Here is a 20,875-nt window from a genome sequence, read left to right on the forward strand (position 1 = left end):
AATAGTGTTAAATAACATATTAAGATATAAGTAAAAATAGTTATATATTTAATACTTCTATACAGAATTTCTCTATCACTTTCTGATTTTCCTCTATCATTGCATTTGCCTCCTCCTGAAGAGATTTGATATTTTTTGATGTAATATTATCCATCTCAGCTGATGCTATTTTTAATTGCGATTGTATACGTATATATTTATCAGCTATAACTTGATTAAGTTGATAGTTTACTGCATCTAAACTTGAAGCAAACATCACATGTATTAGTGGTTTTATCCAGCCTATTTTTCCAAATCTCTTTGAATTGGCATACTCTATGCTTCTATCTGTTCTTCCAGTACCTATCGATAACAGTACAATATCATCATTTGGAAATAACCTCTTACCACTTGCATATGCACAAGCCGCTGGATTATTGGCAAACACCCCTCCATCCACTAATACCATTTCCTTGTGGTTGATTTTAAGATATTTAGGTGTAAAGTAAGTAGGTGCTGCAGTTGCTGCTCTTAATACATCCCTTAATTTAATAAAATTCCTATCCTCTTTCCAGCTTTTGAAGAAAAATGGGCAGTTATTGTGAATATCGTAACTCGTAATCAACACATTACTTAAAGTGTTTTTAAAGACATCATCGCCAAAATATTTATGAAGTACATACTCAATATTTTTATGTGGGTATTGTGTACAGTTAAACCAAGATAATATTGATCGCCTGAAGAATGAAGACTTGAAAATATATGACCCGTATTTTTGGTAAAGCTCGACTAAATCATTGGCTGAACATTGAGGTTTATCTTTTTTACATAATCCTGCCACAACAATCCCACCGGTTGAAGTACCAGCCATTAGATCAAAGATTTCAGCTACTCTCTTTCTTGTTCTTTTTTCTATTTCTGCTAGAATGATAACTGGTATTATGCCCCTTATGCCTCCGCCGTCAACTGAAAGGATGTATTTTTTCATATTTATTAGTTCTATTAACTTGCTCACTTTTATCAGGGTGTGTTTCTTGTCCAAGTACTACTATATGTTTCACTCCTAGAGAAAATTGTACCAATCTAATAATTGATTCTATGGATCATGCTAAAAAATCCGTGTTGGTTCAGGCATACCAATTTACCTCAAAGCCTATTGCACAATCTTTAATTAGAGCAAAAAAACGTGGTGTTGATATTAAGGTTATTCTCGACGAATCGCAAGTGAGCTCAAAGTATAGCGTTATCAATGAGCTGTTTCATCAAAGAATACCAATATATATAGACTATAAACCTGCAATTTCACATAGCAAAATTATGATCATTGATAATCAAAAAATCATAACTGGATCTTTCAATTTTTCTGACGCTGCGCAGAAAGGAAACGCTGAGAATCTACTAATTATAACGGGAGATCCTACACTAGTTGAGCAATACGTTGAAAATTGGAAGGATCGTCAATCTCAATCTGATGCTTACACGCCAAAAGTAGAAGAATAATTACTTTAAATCAGCTTTAAGCTCATCCAACTCTTCAGAGAGGTTTTTTACCCGCTCTTCCAGACGATATACCGTAACAGTTAATCCATTATTTTGTTCTATGAGTTTTTCATGTATATGCACTCGTAAATCCAGTTTGGCAAGCCACCAAATCGCCGCTACCGTCTGTATTAACATCGTTATAATTACTGCGATTGGGATTTTTTGATTTTTCATAATGATTTAAAATATGAATTTATTATGGATAGCTAATTTAGTAACTACTATTTTGATTTATGCTGTTCCTCTGCATTTGCAAGTAGCTTAATAATTTCTCTGTAAGGTTTATCTTTATTGTGCCGTGATTCTATTACAGCTACATCTCTAGGATTTTTTCCGTCTTTATCTCTAATTTTGGGATTTGCATCTTTTTCTAATAAAAACCTAATTATTTCTAAATTTCCTCTGTATGCAGCAGAATGTAAAGCTGTCCATTTTTCATATTTTGCTGTGTTTATATCAGCTCCTTTCTCTATTAGAAATTTAACAACCTCCAAACATCCTGCACCGGATGCATAATGTAATGCTGTTAATTCGGGAATCTGTGTATTAATATCTAATAAATTATTTGCCGAAAATTTTACTACTTCTAGGCTGCAGTTCTTAGAAGCAGTTCGTAATATTGTTTTATAATTATCTGTAGCTTTTGCTCTCATATAGCAATAGGTAATAACAACACATATTATCATTGTTATACACCACCAAAAGTGTAGCTTATTTCTTGAGTCTCTATTCATATTCAATACTTTTTTCAACATTAAACATTTGGGTTACTGATTTTTTCTTAACGTTGATGCTGATAACATAGTGCGATAACCTGAACCATCTAACATGTGTTCTGCTCTGTCAATTATCCATTCACCGTCTATATCTTGATGAAACCCTAACAAATTAAGTTTCGCCTCTGCAAATAGTTCTGGATTACCAGGCATATTGATATTCAACACTGCATTATTTCGCTTGAGTTGTTTTAATTTACCATTTGCTGCACTTAATGCTAACTCTACATTCGAGTAAAGCGTTTGTATAGTATAACTTGGACTACCAGAACCAGCTATTTCTGATATAGTTTCACCTTTTTCATAGCTATGCCATTTTGCAATTACTGAGTTGTACCTACTCACGGTAAAGTGAACCTTCCAATTTATCGTGTCTTGAGGTGTAAGCGTTGTTGTTCCTAGAACTTTTCCAGTTGCTGATTTTGCTTTGCCTTTTGGAATAAAGAGTATGTATCCGCCAGCTAACTTTGCCATTGCCTCGCGTTCTATTGCTATTTTTGTTAGTAAACTTATATCACTTTCTTCTGTTTGGTTAATATGTGGAATCAACACATTTTCAAATTCTTCTGCAACTCTGCACCCATATCCGTGTTTTTCTGCTATTTCCTTAACCAAGTTACCTAGAGTAATTTGATTCCATTCTTTAGATACTTTTTCCTTTAATGATAGTCTTAAATTTGTTGCATGAGCCTTTATTAGTAAGGTTTTAGGTGGACTCTGCACCGTAATTTCATTAACCGTATATACACCCATAGGTACTACTCCAGTTTCTTTGTAACCTAAAACGATACTTAATTCATTCGGAATATCTATGTTTTCATCCCTGTAATCAACACACACTTCAACTACATCGTCTATTGTTCCAGATTCATCTGTAAGGCGCAATGATATGACTCTATCTTTAATTGATTCACATTTATCTATTATAAAATCTGGCTGCATTTATTCCCAGACCTTTAATTTTGACTTTTGTACTGGTTTCTGAATAGTAGGAAGCTTTATCTTTAATCCTGCAGGCAAAAAGCTTCCGTATTCTGCCAAACCTAAGTTCTCTGCTAGTACTAATTCCACTACTCCATCCGTAAATCCGTAATGTTTCCAGCAAATCAGATCTAACATCTCATTTTCTTTACTCACATAGTATATAGTCATCTATAGCTTTTTAAACTCAAACTAAATTCAACTTTTCTTGGTAGTCCATTAGGTAAAAAATACATCTGCTTTTCTTCTAACCTAGTAATTACGAATTGTCCTAAAATATTACCTAAACTATCTACTAAAATATGTGGTTTTTCAGTTTCTTTCACACTCTTTAATTGATTTAGCACGTTGAGATTATGCAGATAAATCATTCCTTCTAAATCTATATTTTCTACACCTTGACCGATATTTTGTAATAGTGGCATATTTTCAATACACTCAATCGTGCTCCAACGATTTTCTCTGCTATACTTTAAACTTGTGGAAGCAAACTTATACGGACCAAGAGATAGCATCAATAAAATGTCTCTACCGTATCAAATAAAACATCACGTGACTTTTCTCTTATCCTTTTTATTACTTCATCTGCAAGACTACGAACATCTTGGTTAGGTTCTGCTTTAATGCTGATAGTGTAATTATTAGTGATGTTCTGAGTTTTATTTTGTTCTTTATTTTCAAACTTACTCCTTGCAAATATCTTATCGCTCTCTGTCTCCTCAATAAGGCTTTTGACTCTGAAGCTATTTTTATTTCTCTTTGAAAATTCTTTAATTATACTGTTACCTAGCACAGGATTTCCACTGTTGAGAATATTACTTTTTAGGGGAGTGTGCACTGCTTTTACTTCAGTTTTTCTTTTTTCAAACTCTTTCAGTGGGCTATTTCCCAATACTTTTCCAAATATACTTTCGCCTATCCATGAAAAAGCTTCTTCTATGGGTTTTATTATCGATTTCCATAAGCTAGAGAAAAAGTCTTTCACCTTTTGCCAGTTAGCTATAACAAGAGCTGCACCAGTAACAAGTCCAGCAACTAAAAGTCCTATAGGGTTACTCATTATAGCGAGTGTTATTGCTCTTAGTCCTGTTACTACTGCAGGAAAAACTGTAGCTGATAAAAATGAAAATACTCCAAGTAGGTTTGCTTTCAGACTAAAAATCGTACTTCCTAGCAATGTAAATCCGTATCCTAGTCCTACTGCTACAATTTTTAAACTTATCAAGGCTGCTACAGTACCCATGATCGCCGTGGTTAAAGTTGGATATTTTTCTGCAAAAGAAGCTATATGCTCTGTTATTGTTTTTAAACTTCCAGCTACATAATTCAAGGTAGGTAACATTACTGACCCTAGATTCATGCCAGCTTCAACTATTGCATTTTTAAGTAATTGTAATTTATTAGCTGTGGTGTCTGCACGATTTTTGAATTCTTTCTGCAGAGATCTTTTATACTCTTCTGTTTCAGCCAGTAACTTTATTGCATCCTTGTACTTACTGAAACTTCCAGCTAATAATGCAATGTCATCTTGATATTCTTGACCGAAAAGTTTCATCAGGGTTGTAGAGCGTTCCTGGTTATCCATTTTCTTTAGAGTTTGGAAAAAGTGAAGTAGTGCTTCTTCCCCATTTTCACTGATCCTTTGTACCATTTCTTCTGTGGTTATACCCATTTCTTCTAGTGCTGCCTTAAACTCTTTTCCTTGATCTTCAGCAGTTTGCAGCTTAGAAAGTAAAGCATTTATGGCAGTTCCTGCTTTTGCTGGTTGTTTGCCTAAACTAATGAAAGCATTTACTAAACTGCTTGTTTGTTCAAACTTTAATCCAAACTGCTTTGCAGTACCACCAACTATAGCTAACGCTTGAACCATATCTTTTGCTTTAGCAGCAGTGTTATCTGATAAGTGGTTGATTACATTGCCAACATGCTCCATTTCACTAACATCAATTCCATAAACATTTGAAAGTTTAGCTATGGAATCACCTGCTTGCTCTGCAGACATATCAAATGCTGTAGACATTTTTGCCACTGTTTCTGTAAACTTAAAAAGATCTTCTTTCTTGATACCAAGCTGTCCACCGCTTGCAGCTATTTGTGCTAATTCTGCGGCCGATAATGGTATAGTACGTGACATCTCTTTTAACTTCTTGGCAAATTTATCAGCTTCCTTTGCTTCATTATTGAAATTGACAACTTTTTTTACATCAGCCATAGCCGATTCAAAATCAATTGCAACTTTAACTGGAGCTGCAAGCGAAAGACCTAGCCCAATAGTCTCTATAATTTGTGACTTAAAATGTGCTTTACTTGCTAAAAAACTTTGGTGACTACGTATTGCAGACCCAAGCTTACCATACTTACCTTTTAGCACTTCAATAGAAGAACCAAGTTTATATTGATCACTTACTAATGACTTAATATTTCTTCCACTTTTTCTTACTTCTTCATTAAATGAATGTAAAGCATCTCTCTTTTTTAAGTATGCTTCTTTTGCTTTTGTTGCGGAGGTTTTGGCCTTGTCAAACTCTGCTTTTAAAGTTTTGCTTGGTTTCTCCACCGCTTTCATTTGTTTAGCTAAAGATTTTACTTGATCTTCAAAGCCCTTCCACGACCTCCTGCTGGTCAAAACATCATGACCTAACTGTTTAAACTTTGATACTGACTTTAAAGATGAATCAAGCTTTCTTATATTCTCACCAAGATTAGAGAGTTGACTACTACTTCCCTTTATTACAGTATTAAAACTGCCATCAAGTACCGCACCTATTTTTATCGATAATACTGACATTTGAACTTCCTAGCTAATTTGCTCCATAAAATAAACTCACTAATCTCCATATCAAGAATGTGCTCAACTCCACCACCTATGATAGAGCCAAGCACTAGTATTTCTAATCTCAAGTTTTTTGGATAATCGGTGAAAAAAAATCCTTTAATACCTCTTGAACTTTCACATAATCAGCAATATCTAACTCTTCAATCGCTTCTTTTGCAACTGATGTCAAATTGGCAGTCAAAGTTACTTCCTTACTTAGATCACTACCATTAAGTCTCTCAATAGCTAGATACCGTCTTGTGAGTCAATAAAAAAATTATTCAAACTGTACCGTAATCAAAAAATACTTCCAACCCACATCCTGTATAGCGTTATACACTAACCAACAACATTTAATAAATTTGTGTAAGGTACTATTCCACATAAGATGCGATAAGAGCATTTTTTGATTTTAAACTTCAGATACCATTTTGTTAATCAGCAAGAAAATTCAAGATTAACATTTAACTTCCTTTGTTGCTTTACACCATAGAATAAACTCATCCATCTCCATATTGAGTATTTGCTCAATTCCACCACCCGTGACAGAGCTGAGTGCAAGTACTTTCGATCTCAAGTTTTTTGTATAATCGGTGAAAAAAAATCCTTTAGCACTTCTTGTACTTTAGCATAGTCTGCAATATCCAACTCTTCTACAGTTTCCTTCGTAACCGATGTTAAATTTGCAGTTAGGGTGATTTCCTTACTCAAGTCACTACCATTTAAGCGTTCAATTGCCAAATAATCCCTAACTTTTGGACGCCTAATAGTTAGCTCTGCAACAGAAACCCCATCAACTGTTATTGGATTATTGAGTATTATTGTTTGCATAAGTTTACACTCCTAAAAAATAAAATTCTAAAGTCTTTTGTAATTAATATAGATTGGAAGCATTTTTTAATTTTAAAGTACTAAACCTTTATTCAACCTTCTAGCTCTGTAGTTCTTGATATGATCTGGGTCAAAAGCCTTTCTTGAACTTAAAACACCAAAGACTATATGAAGTAACTTACGCATTGCAGCACCAACTATAGACATAGCATGCTTGCCTTTTTCTTTTAATTTTTCGCAAAAAGTCATAACAATAGGATTGTGATTCTTAGCTACTATAGCAGGAAAATACATTGCCTTACGTAATGTTTGTAAACCGGTTTTACTTAATCTGGGCTTGGCATGTACAGATGAGCCTGATGTTATATTTCGTGGTATAGTTCCAGCGTATGCTGCCAATTGCCTGGCATTTATAAAGGCTTTTATATCAGGAATTTCAGCTAAAATAGCTATTGCTGATTCTTCTCCTATTCCTGGAATAGTTAATAGGAGTTGAAAGTCCTCCAACAAATCTTTGTGTTGTTTTAATAGTTCACGTATGGAGTTTTTTATTGTTTCTATTGATTGTTCTATGTGCATTGCAAGGCTTTCCCAAGCATTTACAACTTCTTCAGATAGTCTCTCTTTTTTTTCTAAATGATTATTTACTAATGTTAACTCATTTTTTAACGCATCTGAGCAACGATAAAGATGTTTTAATTTTTTCTTTTTAGGAGATGGTGGCATCCAACGGGAAGGTTCCTGTTTTTGACAATAATCTGCAATAATCTCTGCATCAATCTGATCATTTTTTTGTCGTGTAAGCTTACTTTTTGCATAAAATCTTATGCAAGCTGGGTTTACAACACTAACAAAATGTCCAGCATTGTATAGAAATTCAGCTAAAGCCTCGCTATAACAACCCGTGAATTCCATGCAAGCTTTTACTTCTTCTACATTATGTTTTTGTAGAAAGTTCAGCAAACCTTGAAACCCTGTATCATCGTTTTTAAACTTCCGTTTTCTAGTTTCACGTTTTCCTTTTTTACTTATAAATGAGAGAGAAACATCAAAGTGTTCTTTTGAAACATCTATACCTAAAAAGTTGTTGATCATATGTAACTCCATATACTACTATTAAAAATGAAAAGTAAGGCTTACCTTGTGAATACAGAATTAGAACCATTTAGGTCTTTCTATGATACCGTCCAGCCTGTACTTTTGAGAAGGGAACTCTTGTCTTGCTAACAGATTTTATATCTAAGATAATCTTCAAAGTTATTCCCTTCTCCACCTAATGCTTAAGCTTAAAACACCAGATGCTTTTTTCAAGATACAAGATAATCTATTTTTTCTTCTTTTCTAGCCGCTTTTCTGCTGCTGTTATACCAAAAACACATACCAGCATGGAAAGCAACACACACAACTGCAGCTACCATACCTAAAGCTAATAGCTTTCTACTGTCTTCCGAGTCTTTTTTCTTATCTTCTCTGCTTTGATGGCTACCACTACTGAAACCAGGGTTATTTATAACTGTAGTATGACCACCAAACAGGCTGCGAAGTAGTAAATAATCCCAAAAATCTAAACCTCTATTATTGTGTACATGTACGTGTGTAACCTGAGGGCCTGTAGGTTGCCTGTTATTCCCTGCGTTATATTGATTATTTCTGCTTCCTGTATCGTGCCTATTGCTTGAATTTGGATGTGTAAATTTTTCATACGCATTTTTAAAATTCTCCTCACTCCAATTTGTGGTGTTTTGCGTATTACAAAATTGTAAAAACTCTTTAACATTACTGTTACTACCAGATTTTTTTATATAGGCTAACGCATACCTTTTTAAAACACTATCACTTGCTACCATAAATACCCTCTTAAGTTAAGACTAAATTAATAAATACTTATTATAACAAAGTAACGTCTTCTTGTCAAATCAACCATAACTTAATACCCAGTTAATATCCTTTCCACCAGCTCTTTTACTGTCGGTACGTAGCCATTCTCATAAAACGGATCTTGCTTAAATTTGTACACATTGTGCCCGGAAAACATGAGTTCATTTTCAATATCGCCGTCATGTATAATGTTTTGCAGTGTTTTTTGTATACAAAAACTCCGTGGATCTGGCTTTCGTCCTGTTGAATGGTCGCCGTGATCCTTCCAATTGCTAAACAAACAATGACTTAAGCATCCCATACAATTGATTTGATCTTGTCTTATCTCTGCAAATTTGCCTGGCGTCACAAAAATAACAGTTGTATCTGGAGTTTTCATTGCTTCTGTATACCCTGCTTTAGTCCATGTATTTGCCAGCTCTTTGTCTTTTGAAGTAAGGTAGATCTTCCTACCTCTGCTACCCATTGCAAATTCACTACTAAATTCTTCGCTGGCATTTTCTGAAAACTTTATTTGACGTGAATTCCGTTTCTGCAACTCACGTATGAAGTTATTTTTTACTGCAGATGAGTAAAACCCTGTTGGACTGAATTTATTTAAAAATACATCACCTTCTTCTAAAGTGAGTAGCTTCTTTTTCCACTCTGCAGAAATTGGGCTTTCTTTCGTCAAAAGTGGACGAGTGCCAAACTGAAAAGCTATTGGTCCAATTTGCAGATTGTCAAACCAATGTTCCCAATCTTTCAAATGCCACACTCCTCCTGCCATAACAATTGGTGTTTCTGAAAGACCGATCTCGTTCATGAAAGATCTAAGCTCTGCAACTCTTTCAAATGGAGCCTGTGGTAGCTCTGGGTCTTCACTGTTACTGAGTCCATTGTGCCCTCCAGCAAGCCATGGATCTTCATACACTACTCCACCAAGCAAATAGGAAGATATTCTTTGGTAAGTACGCTTCCATAATGCTTTAAAAGCACGCACCGATGAGACAATAGGGTAATAATAAACCTGATATTTAGCTGCAATCTCTCCAAGCCTATAAGGCATACCAGCACCGCAGGTAATACCATGAACTAAGCCTTTTGCTTTTTCTAATATGCCATGAAGCACGTGTTCTGCTGCTCCCATCTCCCAAAGCACATTCATATGTATTCTTCCATGACCTTTTGATATTTCATTCGCTATTTTTGCCTGACTGATCCCAGCTTTAATACTATACTCAATCAATTCACTGTGTTTTTCATTTCTTGTTTTGCCTTTGTAAATCAGCGGCACTAACTCACCATTATCATCAATAAGCTTAGCATTTGCACCAGAAAACGTACCCACAGCATCTGCTGCAGCAAATGCTCCACTTGACCTTCCATCACTGATTGCGATGCCTTTGCCGCCCTCAATGATTGGCCACACTTCCTTTCCTGAAATTACTATCTTTTTTATCTTATTTTTCAAAACTTCCTCGCAATCTTTCACTCTATTTTACTTAATTACTAAAAAAATAATAGCTGTTTATTTTTTCTTTTATCATCAGAGCCTCTGCATAGCCAAATTTGGGTTTTGAGTAGACACAGCAGCTACTGTAATATAGTTTCGAAAGAAGTCTAATGTATTTTGCTATATGATCATAGGTCTAACAGGCGGAATTGGGGTAGGAAAGAGCTTTGTAGCTAATTGCTTTCAAGAGTTTGGTGCTGCTGTGTTTGATGCTGATTCTGTTGTACACCAACTTTATAAAGTGGATAAAAGCATAATAAGTTATGCAGAAAAAAATTTTCCTGGAGTGGTAGTAAATGGTGAAATAGGTAGAACAGTACTGTCTAAATATTTCTTAGCCTACGATGAAAATTGGAAACAATTTCAATCTTTGGTTCACTCTGCTGTGCTGCGTGAATTAGAATTTTTTATTGCCAAGGAAAAAAAGATCGATAGAAAGCTTTTAGTTTTAGATGTGCCACTTCTATTAGAAACAAAATTTCATTCATACTGTGACCTTATTATTTTTATCTATGCAGATAGCGTTGTGCAAGCTCAAAGACTTAACGAACGCAACATAGATAAAGAAAAGCTAAATTTAATCTTCAATGTTCAGTTATCTATTGAGGAGAAAAGGAAGATGAGTGACTTTATTATCGACACCAGTGTAAGCAAAGAGTATGTTTCTTCTCAAGTAAAAGATATAGTGGATTCATTAAACCTAAACACGTAGCTCTACGTCATACCGTCACTTGGCCGCTAACAAGCAGCGGGATGACGAGGTTATCTTCATACTGCCGCGAACCGCCATACCGCCGCGGTATCTCTAGATCCCGCTAACAAGCAGCGGGATGACGAAGTTATCTTCATACTGCCGCGAACCGCCATACCGCCGCGGTATCTCTTAGCCACTAACACGTAGCGGAATGACGATTGTCGATAAATCTAAGTTACTTTAGCAACAGTTATTCTCCACCAAATTACTCCGAATTTTAGTTGTATTATTTGCGGATTTCACTGCTGAAATCTCAAATTTTGAGCTTGTGTTCAAAAATGATTCAACTGACCTGCCAAAAAAATCGTATCTCCACCCCTTGAATAGTTTATCTATCTGCCCAGATATTGACCCGGTTAACTCATCTTTTGAAGAAACTAATTTCCTTGATATGTTACTTTCTTTACATTTACTATCTAAAATAATTGAGAGTATATCGAATACAGATTTGTCATAATTATTCGGTAAGATGTTGTTTTGCTGCATCCAATTTTTTTCATTTTCATTAAAAATATTCACAAACTCTAGTAAATCTGCATCTTTTATATTTTTTGCATTCCTCTTGAGATCATCTAAAATCTCATCAACATGCTCTACATTTTTTTCAATAAAACCAGCTATTACAGCATTATTAATTACTTTATTACGATTCATATTATAGCGCTGTGCTAAGGTCTCTTGCCATTCACTAACTGCTTTAACAGTTAATACCAATCTTGGATTTGCTTCATAATTAAATTTAATTCTCTTCCATGCATCTTTTGGACTATGTAAATACTTATTTATATTAACTATTGATTCCATCTCTTCTTGAAACCAACACATCCTATTATTTTCTTCAAGTTTATTGCACAATATTTGGTATAAGTCATATAGGTGTACCACGTCGTTTATTGCATAGTCTAACTGATCCTCGGACAACGGACGCCTTAACCAATCTGAATTTTTAGCTTTAATTTTATCCAGCACTACTCCTTGATATTGCTCTACTACTTTTGAGTAACCAATAAAGTCATGATAATAATGACAAAACATAGCGGCAACTTGGGTATCAAAAATGGGAGTGGGAATACATTTAAACACAGTGAGTAAGGATTCTATATCCTGCCGGCAGCTATGAAACACTTTGGTTATCCCCTGATTTAGCATTATTTTCTTAATGAATGATAAATCAATTTCTGGCACTAATGCGTCTACAATAAAACTCTTCTCTCCGTAAGAAATTTGAATTAACGATAATTTTGGGTAGTAGGTTAAATTATTTCTAATGAACTCCGTGTCAACTGCTATAAATTTCGGCTTTTTTGCTATTAATTCTTCACACGTATCTTCCAGCTCTGATGTTGTACTAATTAGCATATATTTTTCACTTGGTGGTTCTACTTTATCTGACCTTACCCAGAAAAAGTAGAGAGAAAGTTAAGACGTTTTTGTCATGAGAATGATGCATCAAATTGTGCAGGAATGCAATAATTAATAGTAGAATGCCTACGTTGTTTGTTATAAAAAATTTCTATATATTCAAATATAGCAGTTTCGATATACCGTTTAGAGTGCAGAGAGGTGTCTATTGGTAACTCCCTTTTTAGAGAACTTTTCCACAACAGAATTGTCGTAACAACAACCTTTATGACTCATCTATGTTTTTTATGGATAAGAGATATTGATAACCTTGCGAAGTATATTGTGACCCTTGATCGCTATGTAACAGCAGATTTTTATCGGGTTTGCGCTTATTAACGGCCATCAATAAAGAGTCAATAACCAATTGTTTATTTATTGAACTGCTCATTAACTACCATGCGTGAATATAGATCCTGCCAAATATAGCCATCCTTCTTTGGTTTTTATATAAGTAATCCCATATTTTATTTGGTTGATCGACAATAAAGTTTTGGTCTAATATATTGAGAGCTACGACTCTATTGTCCGTTTGTTGCTTCTTAGTTTTAAATTTTCTTCTCAATATAGCCCGAATACCATTTTTCTGCATAACACTTTGTACTGTTTTAATTTTTGCCTAAAGCTTTTAATTCAGCGTGAATTTTAGGGATCTGCATTTGGATGCTTTTTTTGAATATCTGCTAGAAGCCCATCTCTTGCTAATTCCTTACTGCTTTTTCCCTTAGCAACCCATTTATAATAACCACCAGCAGATATGTCTAAAACCCTACATAGTTCCTGTATTTTATAGCAATTTCTATATAAAAGAATACTTTACTCTTTTTGTTTGGTCAGGGCTTTTTTTTTAATGTCTCTTTCTCTTGTTACTCTTGCTAGTTCTTTTTTTAGATCAAATCTTTCTTTGTCATAAGGAGCCTTTGTCTGGAAATGCGTATGTTTCTGACATTTTTCCATCATATTTTCTTACCCATTTACTTAACATACTGCCATCTATGCCTAGATCTTTTGCTATTTTTTTACTTCTGTTTCTTTAACCAGCTTAACAGCTTCTAATTTGAATCCTGCTGCTTCTATTTGCCATATTTTGAAAAAACGTTTTATTTTACTCCAAAAACGTCTTAACTTTCTCTCTACTTTTTCTGGGTAAGGTCAGAGTATCCACTTTAACCTCTCTAAATTTGCTCATAACCTCTTAACTTGACGCGTATGACTCCCTACTTGGATGACAGATAGTAGTGCGAAAGCCTCTTACAACTTACTTTTAATTAGTCTAACCCATGCGTGCCAATCCCTCTCACCAAGATTGCTTTCAAAAGATAGGAGATCCTTTACAGCTTTTGAGCAAATTTCTTCACTTGGAATTGATAACTCCCTATTCATTGCTAACGTTAAACATTGAGTTTTGCACGCTCGTTCTAAATGATACGTGTAAAACATTGCTTCTTGTATAGTCCGACCACACGTTATAGATCCATGATTGCGCATTAACATGACAAAATTTTCTTTCAGATCAGCTATTAACCTCTTTCCTTCTGTATTGCTAAGTGCTAGGGAATTATAATTATGGTAAGAGATTTTATTGTAAAAGTGCAGTGCCCATTGACTTATTGGAAGTAGTCCATCTTTTAGAGAAGAAACTGCTACAATAGAAGGTGTATGCAGGTGAAAAATTGCTTGAATGTCTTTCCTTGCTTGATAAACAAAACCATGAATTATACAGCCAGTTTTATTATATTGATATTCTGTACCCTCAATCACATTTCCATCTAGTGATACTCTCATCAATGAATTTTCATTCACTTCGTCAAAGCGTATACCAAATGGGTAAATATAAAACGACTTTTGATCTTCAGAACATACCGAGAGGTGAGTATATGTATGATCATCCAGTTTAAGGTAAGACAAAATCTGATAGGCATAGACTAGATCCCTTTTTACTCTGCTCTTTGTTAACAACACAATCCTCTGTTAGAATCTTCTGAAGATTTATACACGAAAAAAGGCTTGTAGTAAACTAATAAGTCTATGCCACTCTGTCTTGCTTTCTGAATACCAAACACTTTTGTGTTGTAGCTTGCTTAAAAATAGTTATCGTTATTATAGAGTTTATATACAGAATTTATGTTTCTAAATTACATAATATCTTAACTATAAAAATAATTTTCTATGTAATATTTCATATGTTTTAAAGCTTTGTTTTTATGTTATTATAAATGTAAGTTTCAAGATTGAAAATAATATGGTAAGTATTAACACAAAAAAACAGCCAGCAGGATTTTTCATATATCTCTCTGGTCTTTCAGGAAGTGGTAAACTTTCCACAGCAATAGAATTGTCCAATATGATAGACGCATTAATTGTAAATAGTAAGTTCTATAACAATGTTCAAGTTTGCTCTATATACAATGGTGTCTTTGAACGTGATCAAATACCTCAAGAAGTTCAAGATAGAATATATGACATTATGCAAATTGTGCTTCAGGTAATAGAAAATTATCCGATTCACTCAAAAAATTACATATTTATTGATGAGTTGATGGAAAATAATGACCAGAACATGAGGATGTATGATTCAATAGTAAGGCTTAGTAAAAAAATGAACACAGAAATCCTTCCTGTGGTACTTAGGTGTGATCTACCGACATTACAAAAGCGTATTGCATTAAAAAGGCAAAGAAAAAATAGGAAGGTGACTAATGTAAATAGCATGATAGATCAATTTAGGATTAACAATTTATTTATACCACCGAGTGCCATAAAGATAGAAAATTCAGATATGAGTATAAAAGAAGTAGCTCAAGAGATAGTAAACCAGATGCACAGGCTTAGCCACATTGTATGTACGCGAAAGAATAGTCTATAATGATTTCATATACTGAGGCTCATTTAAATATAGAGCCTCAACTTCATTTAATTTTTGCTTGTTCTTCAGTCTATAATGAACCAATAGTCCTGCATGGCTAGCATTTAAATTGCAATCCATATGTGTAATGCAGTCACTGCTTGTAGCGTGACACTTGGATCCAGGTTCACGTGCTGCAGTTGGACCAGATAGCGGCAATAAATTGAAATCAAATAACTGCGTATAAAACCCTTGAGCATTTTTGATTATAGCTCTGATATTTTTTTTGCTATTCGTACAAAGCAAAGATATTGTGTAAGCTTGAACTTCCAGCGCATTAACTCCGTATAATGGCTTATTTGTAGCAAGATTTATACCTTGTGCTGCTGATATACCAACTCTAATTCCAGTGAAACTTCCTGGTCCAACTACTACCGCTAAATGATCTATTTTATCATAATTATAATTGTGCTTATCAAACAAAGTATTCAGAATTTGAAAAAATGATTCTACATGATTGTTGCTGGCGGAATTGCGCTCTACAAAACAATTACCATCATAATCAACTATTGCTATTGAACTACCAGTACCTACAGTATCAATCGCTAAAATAGACATTACTTAAGCTTATCATAGAGTTTTGTAAACATCATAGTAAAGGCACCATTACCCATAACATTTGCTGAAGTGATTATTGGATCAAACACTATATACAAGGCTGTGATTAACGAAAGCATTTCTGGAGAAAATTTGAGGTATTTCTCAAGAATAGGTAGCATTACCATAATTCCTCCTGCCGGCACTGCAACGATAGCAAACTTAAATAACAAAAAATAGAGAAGAAAAGTTACATAGTCCGTTGTGGACAATAAATAACCAGAAGTAATTACCATTGATAATATTATAACAAAAAAGCAATCACCTACTAAATGGAAGCTAGCAGTTATTGGTATAACAGACGATGCTATATCAGGTTGCTTTACATTTTTTTTGCTTCCTTCAAGAGTAAGCGGCATAGTTGCATTACTAGACATTGTGCTCATCGCAGTAATAAATGCCGGTATCATATTGCTTATACTAGCTATCCAGCTTGTGATCTTGAATGAATTTGCTGCTCCATATAAGAGGAAAACATAAAGGTAGGTTGCAGATGCTATAATAATGAAAATTATTGAGTAATCCTTAAATATTATAGATAAAACTTGATCATGCTGCATTTTTAAAGCAAGCCCAAGTACAAATATTGGAATAATCGGCGTCAAAAACGTCTTCAAAATAAAGAGAGTTAAATCTAACATTTTGTTCGAAAGCTCTTTGCTTTTCTTAGGTAGCAGTATAGACACTACTATGCTGGACACAAATCCACAAGCAAGAGCATGAAAGTTAGAAAGGAGTAGCGGAAGCCTAAACGACCATAAAGGAACAATTGTTTCTTCATACGTTATATCTTGTATTGAATAAGTGTTTTGTATGATAAAATGCCCAACAGAATAAGCTATTAAACTTGAAGCCAGATTCGATAAGAAGATCATTATAATAAGTAACAATATAAACTTTATAGCTGACTGCTTAAGATTGTTAACACTGCTAAAGATTAACGCAAAAATAATAAAAGGCATTATAAATAGCAAAACCTCTTTTATACTCAGGCTCGTTGAGTACAAGAAGGTTTTTGCTTCCATTGGAACTAAATGACCAAAGAATGCAACTGAAGTGATGACCGTGAGTAAGATTAATAGTTGTAGCACGTTCTTATATACCAATGTCCTATGGACATATATATGGTAAGTTAGTTGTTAAGTAAAGCAAAACTGCCTATTGCTACGAAACATTATGAAAGACAAGCAGCTTTTGTTACTCCCGCGCGTACTGCACGAATATTATCTATTAGATCCCAGTGCCTTGACTACTTCGATCCAGGAAAATTGATTATGCACTATACAACATTCTCGATCAAAAAACTGATTCCAATGTCAGCTACTTGCATAACAAAGAAGAGTGAAATTAGCACTCACCTATTATTCGTGTCGTTTTCAGTAAAAGCCTCCTCCCATGTGCCTTGAGTTGCTGCACGACTATACTCTGTTACTCTATTTTCAAAGAAATTCGTATGTTCAACGCCATTTAGTATTTCATCGAGCCATGGAATAGGATTATCATTGACATCATATATGGACTCAAGACCTAATTGCATTAACCGTCTGTTTGCTACGTAGCGTATGTAATTGCGCACTTCTTCTGCGGATAGTCCTTCAACATCTCCGAAATCAAAAGCAAGCTTTATAAATTCATCTTCAAGTTCAACGATAGTGCGGCATGCAGAGTATAATTCCTCTTTAAATTCTTCGTCCCAAATTTCATTATTCTCTTTAATAAATGTATTAAATAACATAATAATTGAATTGGTGTGCAAAGTTTCATCACGGGCTGACCAGGCGATTATCTGCCCCATGCCTTTCATTTTTCCAAAGCGTTGGAAATTGAGCAAAATTGCAAACGATGCGAATAACTGCAACCCCTCGGTAAATGCACCAAACACTGCTAGAGTTTTAGCTACATGTTTTTTATCGTGTTTTTTGCTTTCCTCAAATTCCAGCATGTATTCATATTTCTTTCTCATAGCATCATACTTTAAAAATGCTTGATACTCGCTTTCTGGCATGCCAATTGTGTCTAAAAGATAAGAATAAGCTGCAATGTGTATGGTTTCCATATTGGAAAAACTTGCAAGCATCATGCATATTTCTGTTGGCTTAAATATATTTGAATAATGCCTCATGTAGCAGTTATTTACTTCAATGTCCGCTTGAGTAAAGAATCTAAAAATCTGAGTTAGTAGATTTTTCTCTACGTTTGAAAGTTTAGTTTTCCAATCCTTCACGTCATCAGCAAGCGGAACTTCCTCAGGTATCCAATGGATTCTTTGTTGCTGCAGCCACGCATCATACGCCCAAGGGTGATTAAAAGGTTTGTATATTGGATCTGCTTCTAACAATGACATAAGACACCTATTATTTTCTAAAGTAAATATTATATTAAGTGATATTGAGAATCAGTCAATTTAACTTTTTGAAATTTGACGGCAGGTAATTTATTAGTGTATTATAGCTTCAAGTAATTTATCAACAGAAATGCGAGTATTAATATCTTTTATTTTATTATTTACAGTGAGCTGCACACACACTATTCACAACCACGGAGCTCCTGGCATTAGTGTTGAATTGTGGAGCAAGATAAAAGCAGGTGACGATAAAGAAAAAGTGGTTCACACTTTAGGATCACCAACATTAGTATCAAAGTTCGATGACAATGTTTGGTACTATGTCTCATATAAAATTAAACAAGCTAACTTCTTAGGAAAAAGGAAGTATAGCAGTAAGTCTCTGCAAATTTCATTCGATCAGAACGGTAAAGTTGCAGATACAAAAGAAACTGACATCTTAGAGAGATCTTTGGCTGTTCCTGATTGAAAATCTGCTGACTACAGAGTTTTTCCCGCCCTTCTTTGTCATCCAAGAACCGTATTACGTCATCCCAGTGCCCAGACACTGGGATCTATTTTTTTTCTGGATGCCAGTGGGCTTTGTTGCATCGCTAGCTATGATGGATTAAAGATAAAAAAGATGGAGAATATCAGTAGCTTATTATTCTGGTATTTATAACAAGAACGGTCAGTGAATACCTAAATTTGAGTAAAAGAAATTTCACTACCACTCACTAATCCGGCTAAAATTCAAGAATTTCAATGCTTTAGCTATTTTCAATAGAATTAAGTTTATTAATATAAATAATAAATTACTATTCTTAAATTTGATCAGATTGATTGCAAAAAAACAAGATTTTCAATAGGTTGCTTATAATCCTAGCTATAGTTAGCCTTTCATAAGTAGCGATGCAACAAAGCCATGCCAGTGTCACGCACTGGCATGACAAGAAAGGAGCGCTGGAATGATAATGTGAAGTGTCTACTTCTGTCATCCAAGTAGCCTGACTACTTGGATGACAGAAGGTAATATAAGAGGTCTATTGTAAGATTTTACCCATTTAGAATAAAGTCTAGTGTTACTTCACGCCAAATGTGGTGGTGCTGAGTAGGCAAGCCAGTCAATGGGCTACATTTATATACTGCACGCATTGCATTATCTGCTATCGACCTGAAAAGTGGATTATTTCGATAGGAATCACTGTCTGCTACATCGGCCATAATTATCTCGCCTTGACTGGATAATAATAAGTTAATTTTTATATTAAAATTTTCTTTGTAAGCTATGCTTTCAGGAATGCTCCAGCATTTTGTAAGTTTGTCTCTTATAGAGTTAATAATTTCTGTTACAACTAATTCATCCTTTTTATTCTCAACGCTTTTTTCGTTTCCTATTTCATTTTTTGCCTCTCTAACATCCCTTCTTAGTTTCTTCCCTACACTTTTTTTTCTTTTTGGAACTGGAATGAATTCTTTACCCTCGTTAATAATGACTTCTTCTTGCATTTCGATAATTTGCCTCGGTTGTGCTACAACAGTGTGCTCAACTGTTTCTTTTTTCCTTTGTGGTATAGGAACAACTGACGTATCATTCGTTTGGGCTTTTGTTGAAGGTAACGAAAAAAGCAGAAAACAACATAAAGATAAAAAAAGAATGTAATTAGAATAGAAAAAACGCATATGTTAAGCAGTTTGTTTTACTGGTTTAAAGCTAATATTGCACGTAAAGTCAATATATTTTAGTTGATTTAAGCTCAAAGACGTAGTTTTTGCTGTACTAATTTTACTATTTCTATAATATCATACGGTCAATATGGTTAATTACTCTAAATGAGATGGAAAGATGAAGGCATCATTATAGCTGCTAAAAAATACGGCGATAAAAACTTAATTCTTTCTCTGTTTACAAAAAATCATGGAAAGCGCAGGGGATTAACTAAGCTAACAAACAATAGCAATTATAAGTTTCAGATAAGTAATCTATTACATGCAGAATGGAGTGCTAAGTTACCTGAAAATCTGGGTTTTTTAAAGTGCGAATTAATCGAATCTCCATTCCATCATTTCTTTCAAGATAGGTTAAAAAGCATTACTATTGTCTCTTTCTCCTCTATTTTAGAAAAAGTGCTTCCAGAAAGTGAACCCTGTGCCGTGCTGTATGACAATTTTCGATATTTCATCGATGTAATTAAACACAACAATCAGTCTTGGCAAAGCCATTATCTTAACTTAGAGCTTCTGCTTCTTACGCAATTGGGATTCAAGTTAGACTTATCCAAATGTGCTGTAACAGGTGTTAAGGAAAACTTACAATTTATTTCTCCAAAAACTGGTAGAGCAGTGTCAAAAAAAGCAGGAGATTATTATGCAGATAAACTCCTACCTTTTCCACAAATGTTGCATGATGTATACAATAATAACCTACAAAACAGCTACTCATTCCAAGAATTTCAGTTAGGACTGAAAGTCACAGGATATTTTTTAAATAAGTATCTATTTTTGCAGTTAAACATGAAATTTCCAGAGCTGAGAAACCTCATGTTGTCGCTTTAACCTTAGTTATCATTTTTTTGAAATCATTTCAGAAATCTATAG

The 20,875-nt window shown here is 34.3% G+C and carries 24 protein-coding genes and 1 pseudogene; 5 read left to right on the forward strand and 20 right to left on the reverse strand.

What is annotated here, in order from left to right; all coding sequences use genetic code 11:
* Positions 1-40 precede the first annotated feature (40 nt).
* On the reverse strand, positions 41-967 hold the full coding sequence (locus OOK92_RS04425) for a patatin-like phospholipase family protein (RefSeq protein WP_264735348.1): 927 nt from the start codon (positions 965-967) through the stop codon (positions 41-43).
* Between OOK92_RS04425 and OOK92_RS04430 the strand changes: the two genes are divergently transcribed.
* Positions 958-1,479, forward strand: coding sequence for a phospholipase D family nuclease (locus tag OOK92_RS04430; RefSeq protein ID WP_264736383.1), 522 nt, complete (start codon positions 958-960; stop codon positions 1,477-1,479). The two genes, OOK92_RS04425 and OOK92_RS04430, sit on opposite strands and share 10 nt — an antisense overlap.
* Here the strand turns inward: OOK92_RS04430 and OOK92_RS04435 are convergent, their stop codons facing one another.
* The 11 genes from OOK92_RS04435 to OOK92_RS04485 all read right to left on the reverse strand — a co-directional run bounded on the left by OOK92_RS04435 (position 1,480) and on the right by OOK92_RS04485 (position 10,255).
* A complete protein-coding gene (locus OOK92_RS04435; RefSeq protein WP_264735349.1) occupies positions 1,480-1,695 on the reverse strand; it encodes a hypothetical protein in 216 nt (71 codons plus the stop codon). It abuts the gene before it with no gap.
* A 47-nt stretch (positions 1,696-1,742) separates the two neighbouring features.
* Complete coding sequence (locus OOK92_RS04440) at positions 1,743-2,255, reverse strand: ankyrin repeat domain-containing protein (protein WP_264735350.1); 513 nt, start codon at positions 2,253-2,255, stop codon at positions 1,743-1,745.
* 33 nt (positions 2,256-2,288) lie between these two features.
* Positions 2,289-3,239, reverse strand: coding sequence for a phage tail protein (locus tag OOK92_RS04445; protein WP_264735351.1), 951 nt, complete (start codon positions 3,237-3,239; stop codon positions 2,289-2,291).
* Positions 3,240-3,449 carry a tail protein X gene (locus OOK92_RS04450; RefSeq protein WP_264735352.1) on the reverse strand — a complete coding sequence of 70 codons (210 nt, stop codon included), beginning with the start codon at positions 3,447-3,449 and terminating at the stop codon, positions 3,240-3,242. It lies immediately after the preceding gene.
* Positions 3,446-3,793 (reverse strand): phage tail protein, encoded by a 348-nt coding sequence (locus tag OOK92_RS04455; RefSeq protein ID WP_264736384.1) that lies wholly within the window; start codon positions 3,791-3,793, stop codon positions 3,446-3,448. Before OOK92_RS04455 ends, OOK92_RS04450 begins: the two co-directional genes overlap by 4 nt.
* Positions 3,793-6,066: a phage tail tape measure protein gene (locus OOK92_RS04460; RefSeq protein ID WP_264735353.1), complete on the reverse strand. Its 2,274-nt coding sequence runs from the start codon at positions 6,064-6,066 to the stop codon at positions 3,793-3,795. Before OOK92_RS04460 ends, OOK92_RS04455 begins: the two co-directional genes overlap by 1 nt.
* A gap of 109 nt (positions 6,067-6,175) precedes the next feature.
* Positions 6,176-6,295: a phage tail assembly protein gene (locus OOK92_RS04465; protein ID WP_264735354.1), complete on the reverse strand. Its 120-nt coding sequence runs from the start codon at positions 6,293-6,295 to the stop codon at positions 6,176-6,178.
* A 371-nt stretch (positions 6,296-6,666) separates the two neighbouring features.
* Complete coding sequence (locus OOK92_RS04470; protein ID WP_264735355.1) at positions 6,667-6,924, reverse strand: phage tail assembly protein; 258 nt, start codon at positions 6,922-6,924, stop codon at positions 6,667-6,669.
* 72 nt (positions 6,925-6,996) lie between these two features.
* Positions 6,997-8,019, reverse strand: a complete 1,023-nt coding sequence (locus OOK92_RS04475; RefSeq protein ID WP_264735356.1) for an IS110 family RNA-guided transposase — start codon at positions 8,017-8,019, stop codon at positions 6,997-6,999.
* A gap of 212 nt (positions 8,020-8,231) precedes the next feature.
* On the reverse strand, positions 8,232-8,771 hold the full coding sequence (locus tag OOK92_RS04480) for a hypothetical protein (RefSeq protein WP_264735357.1): 540 nt from the start codon (positions 8,769-8,771) through the stop codon (positions 8,232-8,234).
* An 80-nt stretch (positions 8,772-8,851) separates the two neighbouring features.
* Positions 8,852-10,255: an NAD(P)H-dependent flavin oxidoreductase gene (locus tag OOK92_RS04485; RefSeq protein WP_264735358.1), complete on the reverse strand. Its 1,404-nt coding sequence runs from the start codon at positions 10,253-10,255 to the stop codon at positions 8,852-8,854.
* A 166-nt stretch (positions 10,256-10,421) separates the two neighbouring features.
* Between OOK92_RS04485 and coaE the strand changes: the two genes are divergently transcribed.
* Complete coding sequence (gene coaE / locus OOK92_RS04490) at positions 10,422-11,009, forward strand: dephospho-CoA kinase (RefSeq protein ID WP_264735359.1); 588 nt, start codon at positions 10,422-10,424, stop codon at positions 11,007-11,009.
* A 222-nt stretch (positions 11,010-11,231) separates the two neighbouring features.
* On the opposite strand, the gene OOK92_RS04495 is transcribed toward coaE, so the two are convergent.
* The 3 genes and pseudogenes from OOK92_RS04495 to OOK92_RS04505 form a co-directional block, all read right to left on the reverse strand.
* Positions 11,232-12,410 (reverse strand): ribonuclease D, encoded by a 1,179-nt coding sequence (locus tag OOK92_RS04495; RefSeq protein WP_264731940.1) that lies wholly within the window; start codon positions 12,408-12,410, stop codon positions 11,232-11,234.
* 74 nt (positions 12,411-12,484) lie between these two features.
* A pseudogene (locus OOK92_RS08555) lies at positions 12,485-13,538 on the reverse strand (IS3 family transposase).
* 165 nt (positions 13,539-13,703) lie between these two features.
* Positions 13,704-14,414 carry a class II aldolase/adducin family protein gene (locus OOK92_RS04505; RefSeq protein WP_264735360.1) on the reverse strand — a complete coding sequence of 237 codons (711 nt, stop codon included), beginning with the start codon at positions 14,412-14,414 and terminating at the stop codon, positions 13,704-13,706.
* 280 nt (positions 14,415-14,694) lie between these two features.
* Between OOK92_RS04505 and OOK92_RS04510 the strand changes: the two genes are divergently transcribed.
* The gene (locus OOK92_RS04510; protein WP_264735361.1) at positions 14,695-15,318 is read left to right on the forward strand and encodes an AAA family ATPase; all 624 of its coding nucleotides are present in this window, start codon (positions 14,695-14,697) and stop codon (positions 15,316-15,318) included.
* Here OOK92_RS04510 and tsaB read toward each other — a convergent pair.
* The 3 genes from tsaB to OOK92_RS04525 all read right to left on the reverse strand — a co-directional run bounded on the left by tsaB (position 15,313) and on the right by OOK92_RS04525 (position 18,298).
* Positions 15,313-15,915: a tRNA (adenosine(37)-N6)-threonylcarbamoyltransferase complex dimerization subunit type 1 TsaB gene (gene tsaB / locus OOK92_RS04515; RefSeq protein WP_264688015.1), complete on the reverse strand. Its 603-nt coding sequence runs from the start codon at positions 15,913-15,915 to the stop codon at positions 15,313-15,315. The genes OOK92_RS04510 and tsaB overlap by 6 nt on opposite strands.
* A complete protein-coding gene (locus OOK92_RS04520; RefSeq protein WP_264736385.1) occupies positions 15,915-17,045 on the reverse strand; it encodes a dicarboxylate/amino acid:cation symporter in 1,131 nt (376 codons plus the stop codon). The genes tsaB and OOK92_RS04520 overlap by 1 nt, the downstream gene beginning before the upstream one ends.
* A gap of 263 nt (positions 17,046-17,308) precedes the next feature.
* The gene (locus tag OOK92_RS04525) at positions 17,309-18,298 is read right to left on the reverse strand and encodes a ribonucleotide-diphosphate reductase subunit beta (RefSeq protein WP_264735362.1); all 990 of its coding nucleotides are present in this window, start codon (positions 18,296-18,298) and stop codon (positions 17,309-17,311) included.
* A 130-nt stretch (positions 18,299-18,428) separates the two neighbouring features.
* Between OOK92_RS04525 and OOK92_RS04530 the strand changes: the two genes are divergently transcribed.
* Positions 18,429-18,767, forward strand: coding sequence for an outer membrane protein assembly factor BamE (locus OOK92_RS04530; protein WP_264735363.1), 339 nt, complete (start codon positions 18,429-18,431; stop codon positions 18,765-18,767).
* Positions 18,768-19,101: 334 nt separating this feature from the next.
* On the opposite strand, the gene OOK92_RS04535 is transcribed toward OOK92_RS04530, so the two are convergent.
* Together OOK92_RS04535 and OOK92_RS04540 are read right to left on the reverse strand one after the other, a co-directional pair.
* On the reverse strand, positions 19,102-19,275 hold the full coding sequence (locus tag OOK92_RS04535; RefSeq protein ID WP_264735364.1) for a hypothetical protein: 174 nt from the start codon (positions 19,273-19,275) through the stop codon (positions 19,102-19,104).
* A 58-nt stretch (positions 19,276-19,333) separates the two neighbouring features.
* A complete protein-coding gene (locus OOK92_RS04540; RefSeq protein WP_253307187.1) occupies positions 19,334-19,960 on the reverse strand; it encodes a hypothetical protein in 627 nt (208 codons plus the stop codon).
* Positions 19,961-20,110: 150 nt separating this feature from the next.
* On the opposite strand from OOK92_RS04540, the gene recO reads away from it, so the two are divergent.
* Positions 20,111-20,833, forward strand: coding sequence for a DNA repair protein RecO (gene recO / locus OOK92_RS04545; protein WP_264735365.1), 723 nt, complete (start codon positions 20,111-20,113; stop codon positions 20,831-20,833).
* Positions 20,834-20,875: the final 42 nt, after the last annotated feature.

This window comes from Wolbachia endosymbiont (group A) of Rhinocyllus conicus (assembly GCF_947250775.1).
GTDB lineage: Bacteria > Pseudomonadota > Alphaproteobacteria > Rickettsiales > Anaplasmataceae > Wolbachia.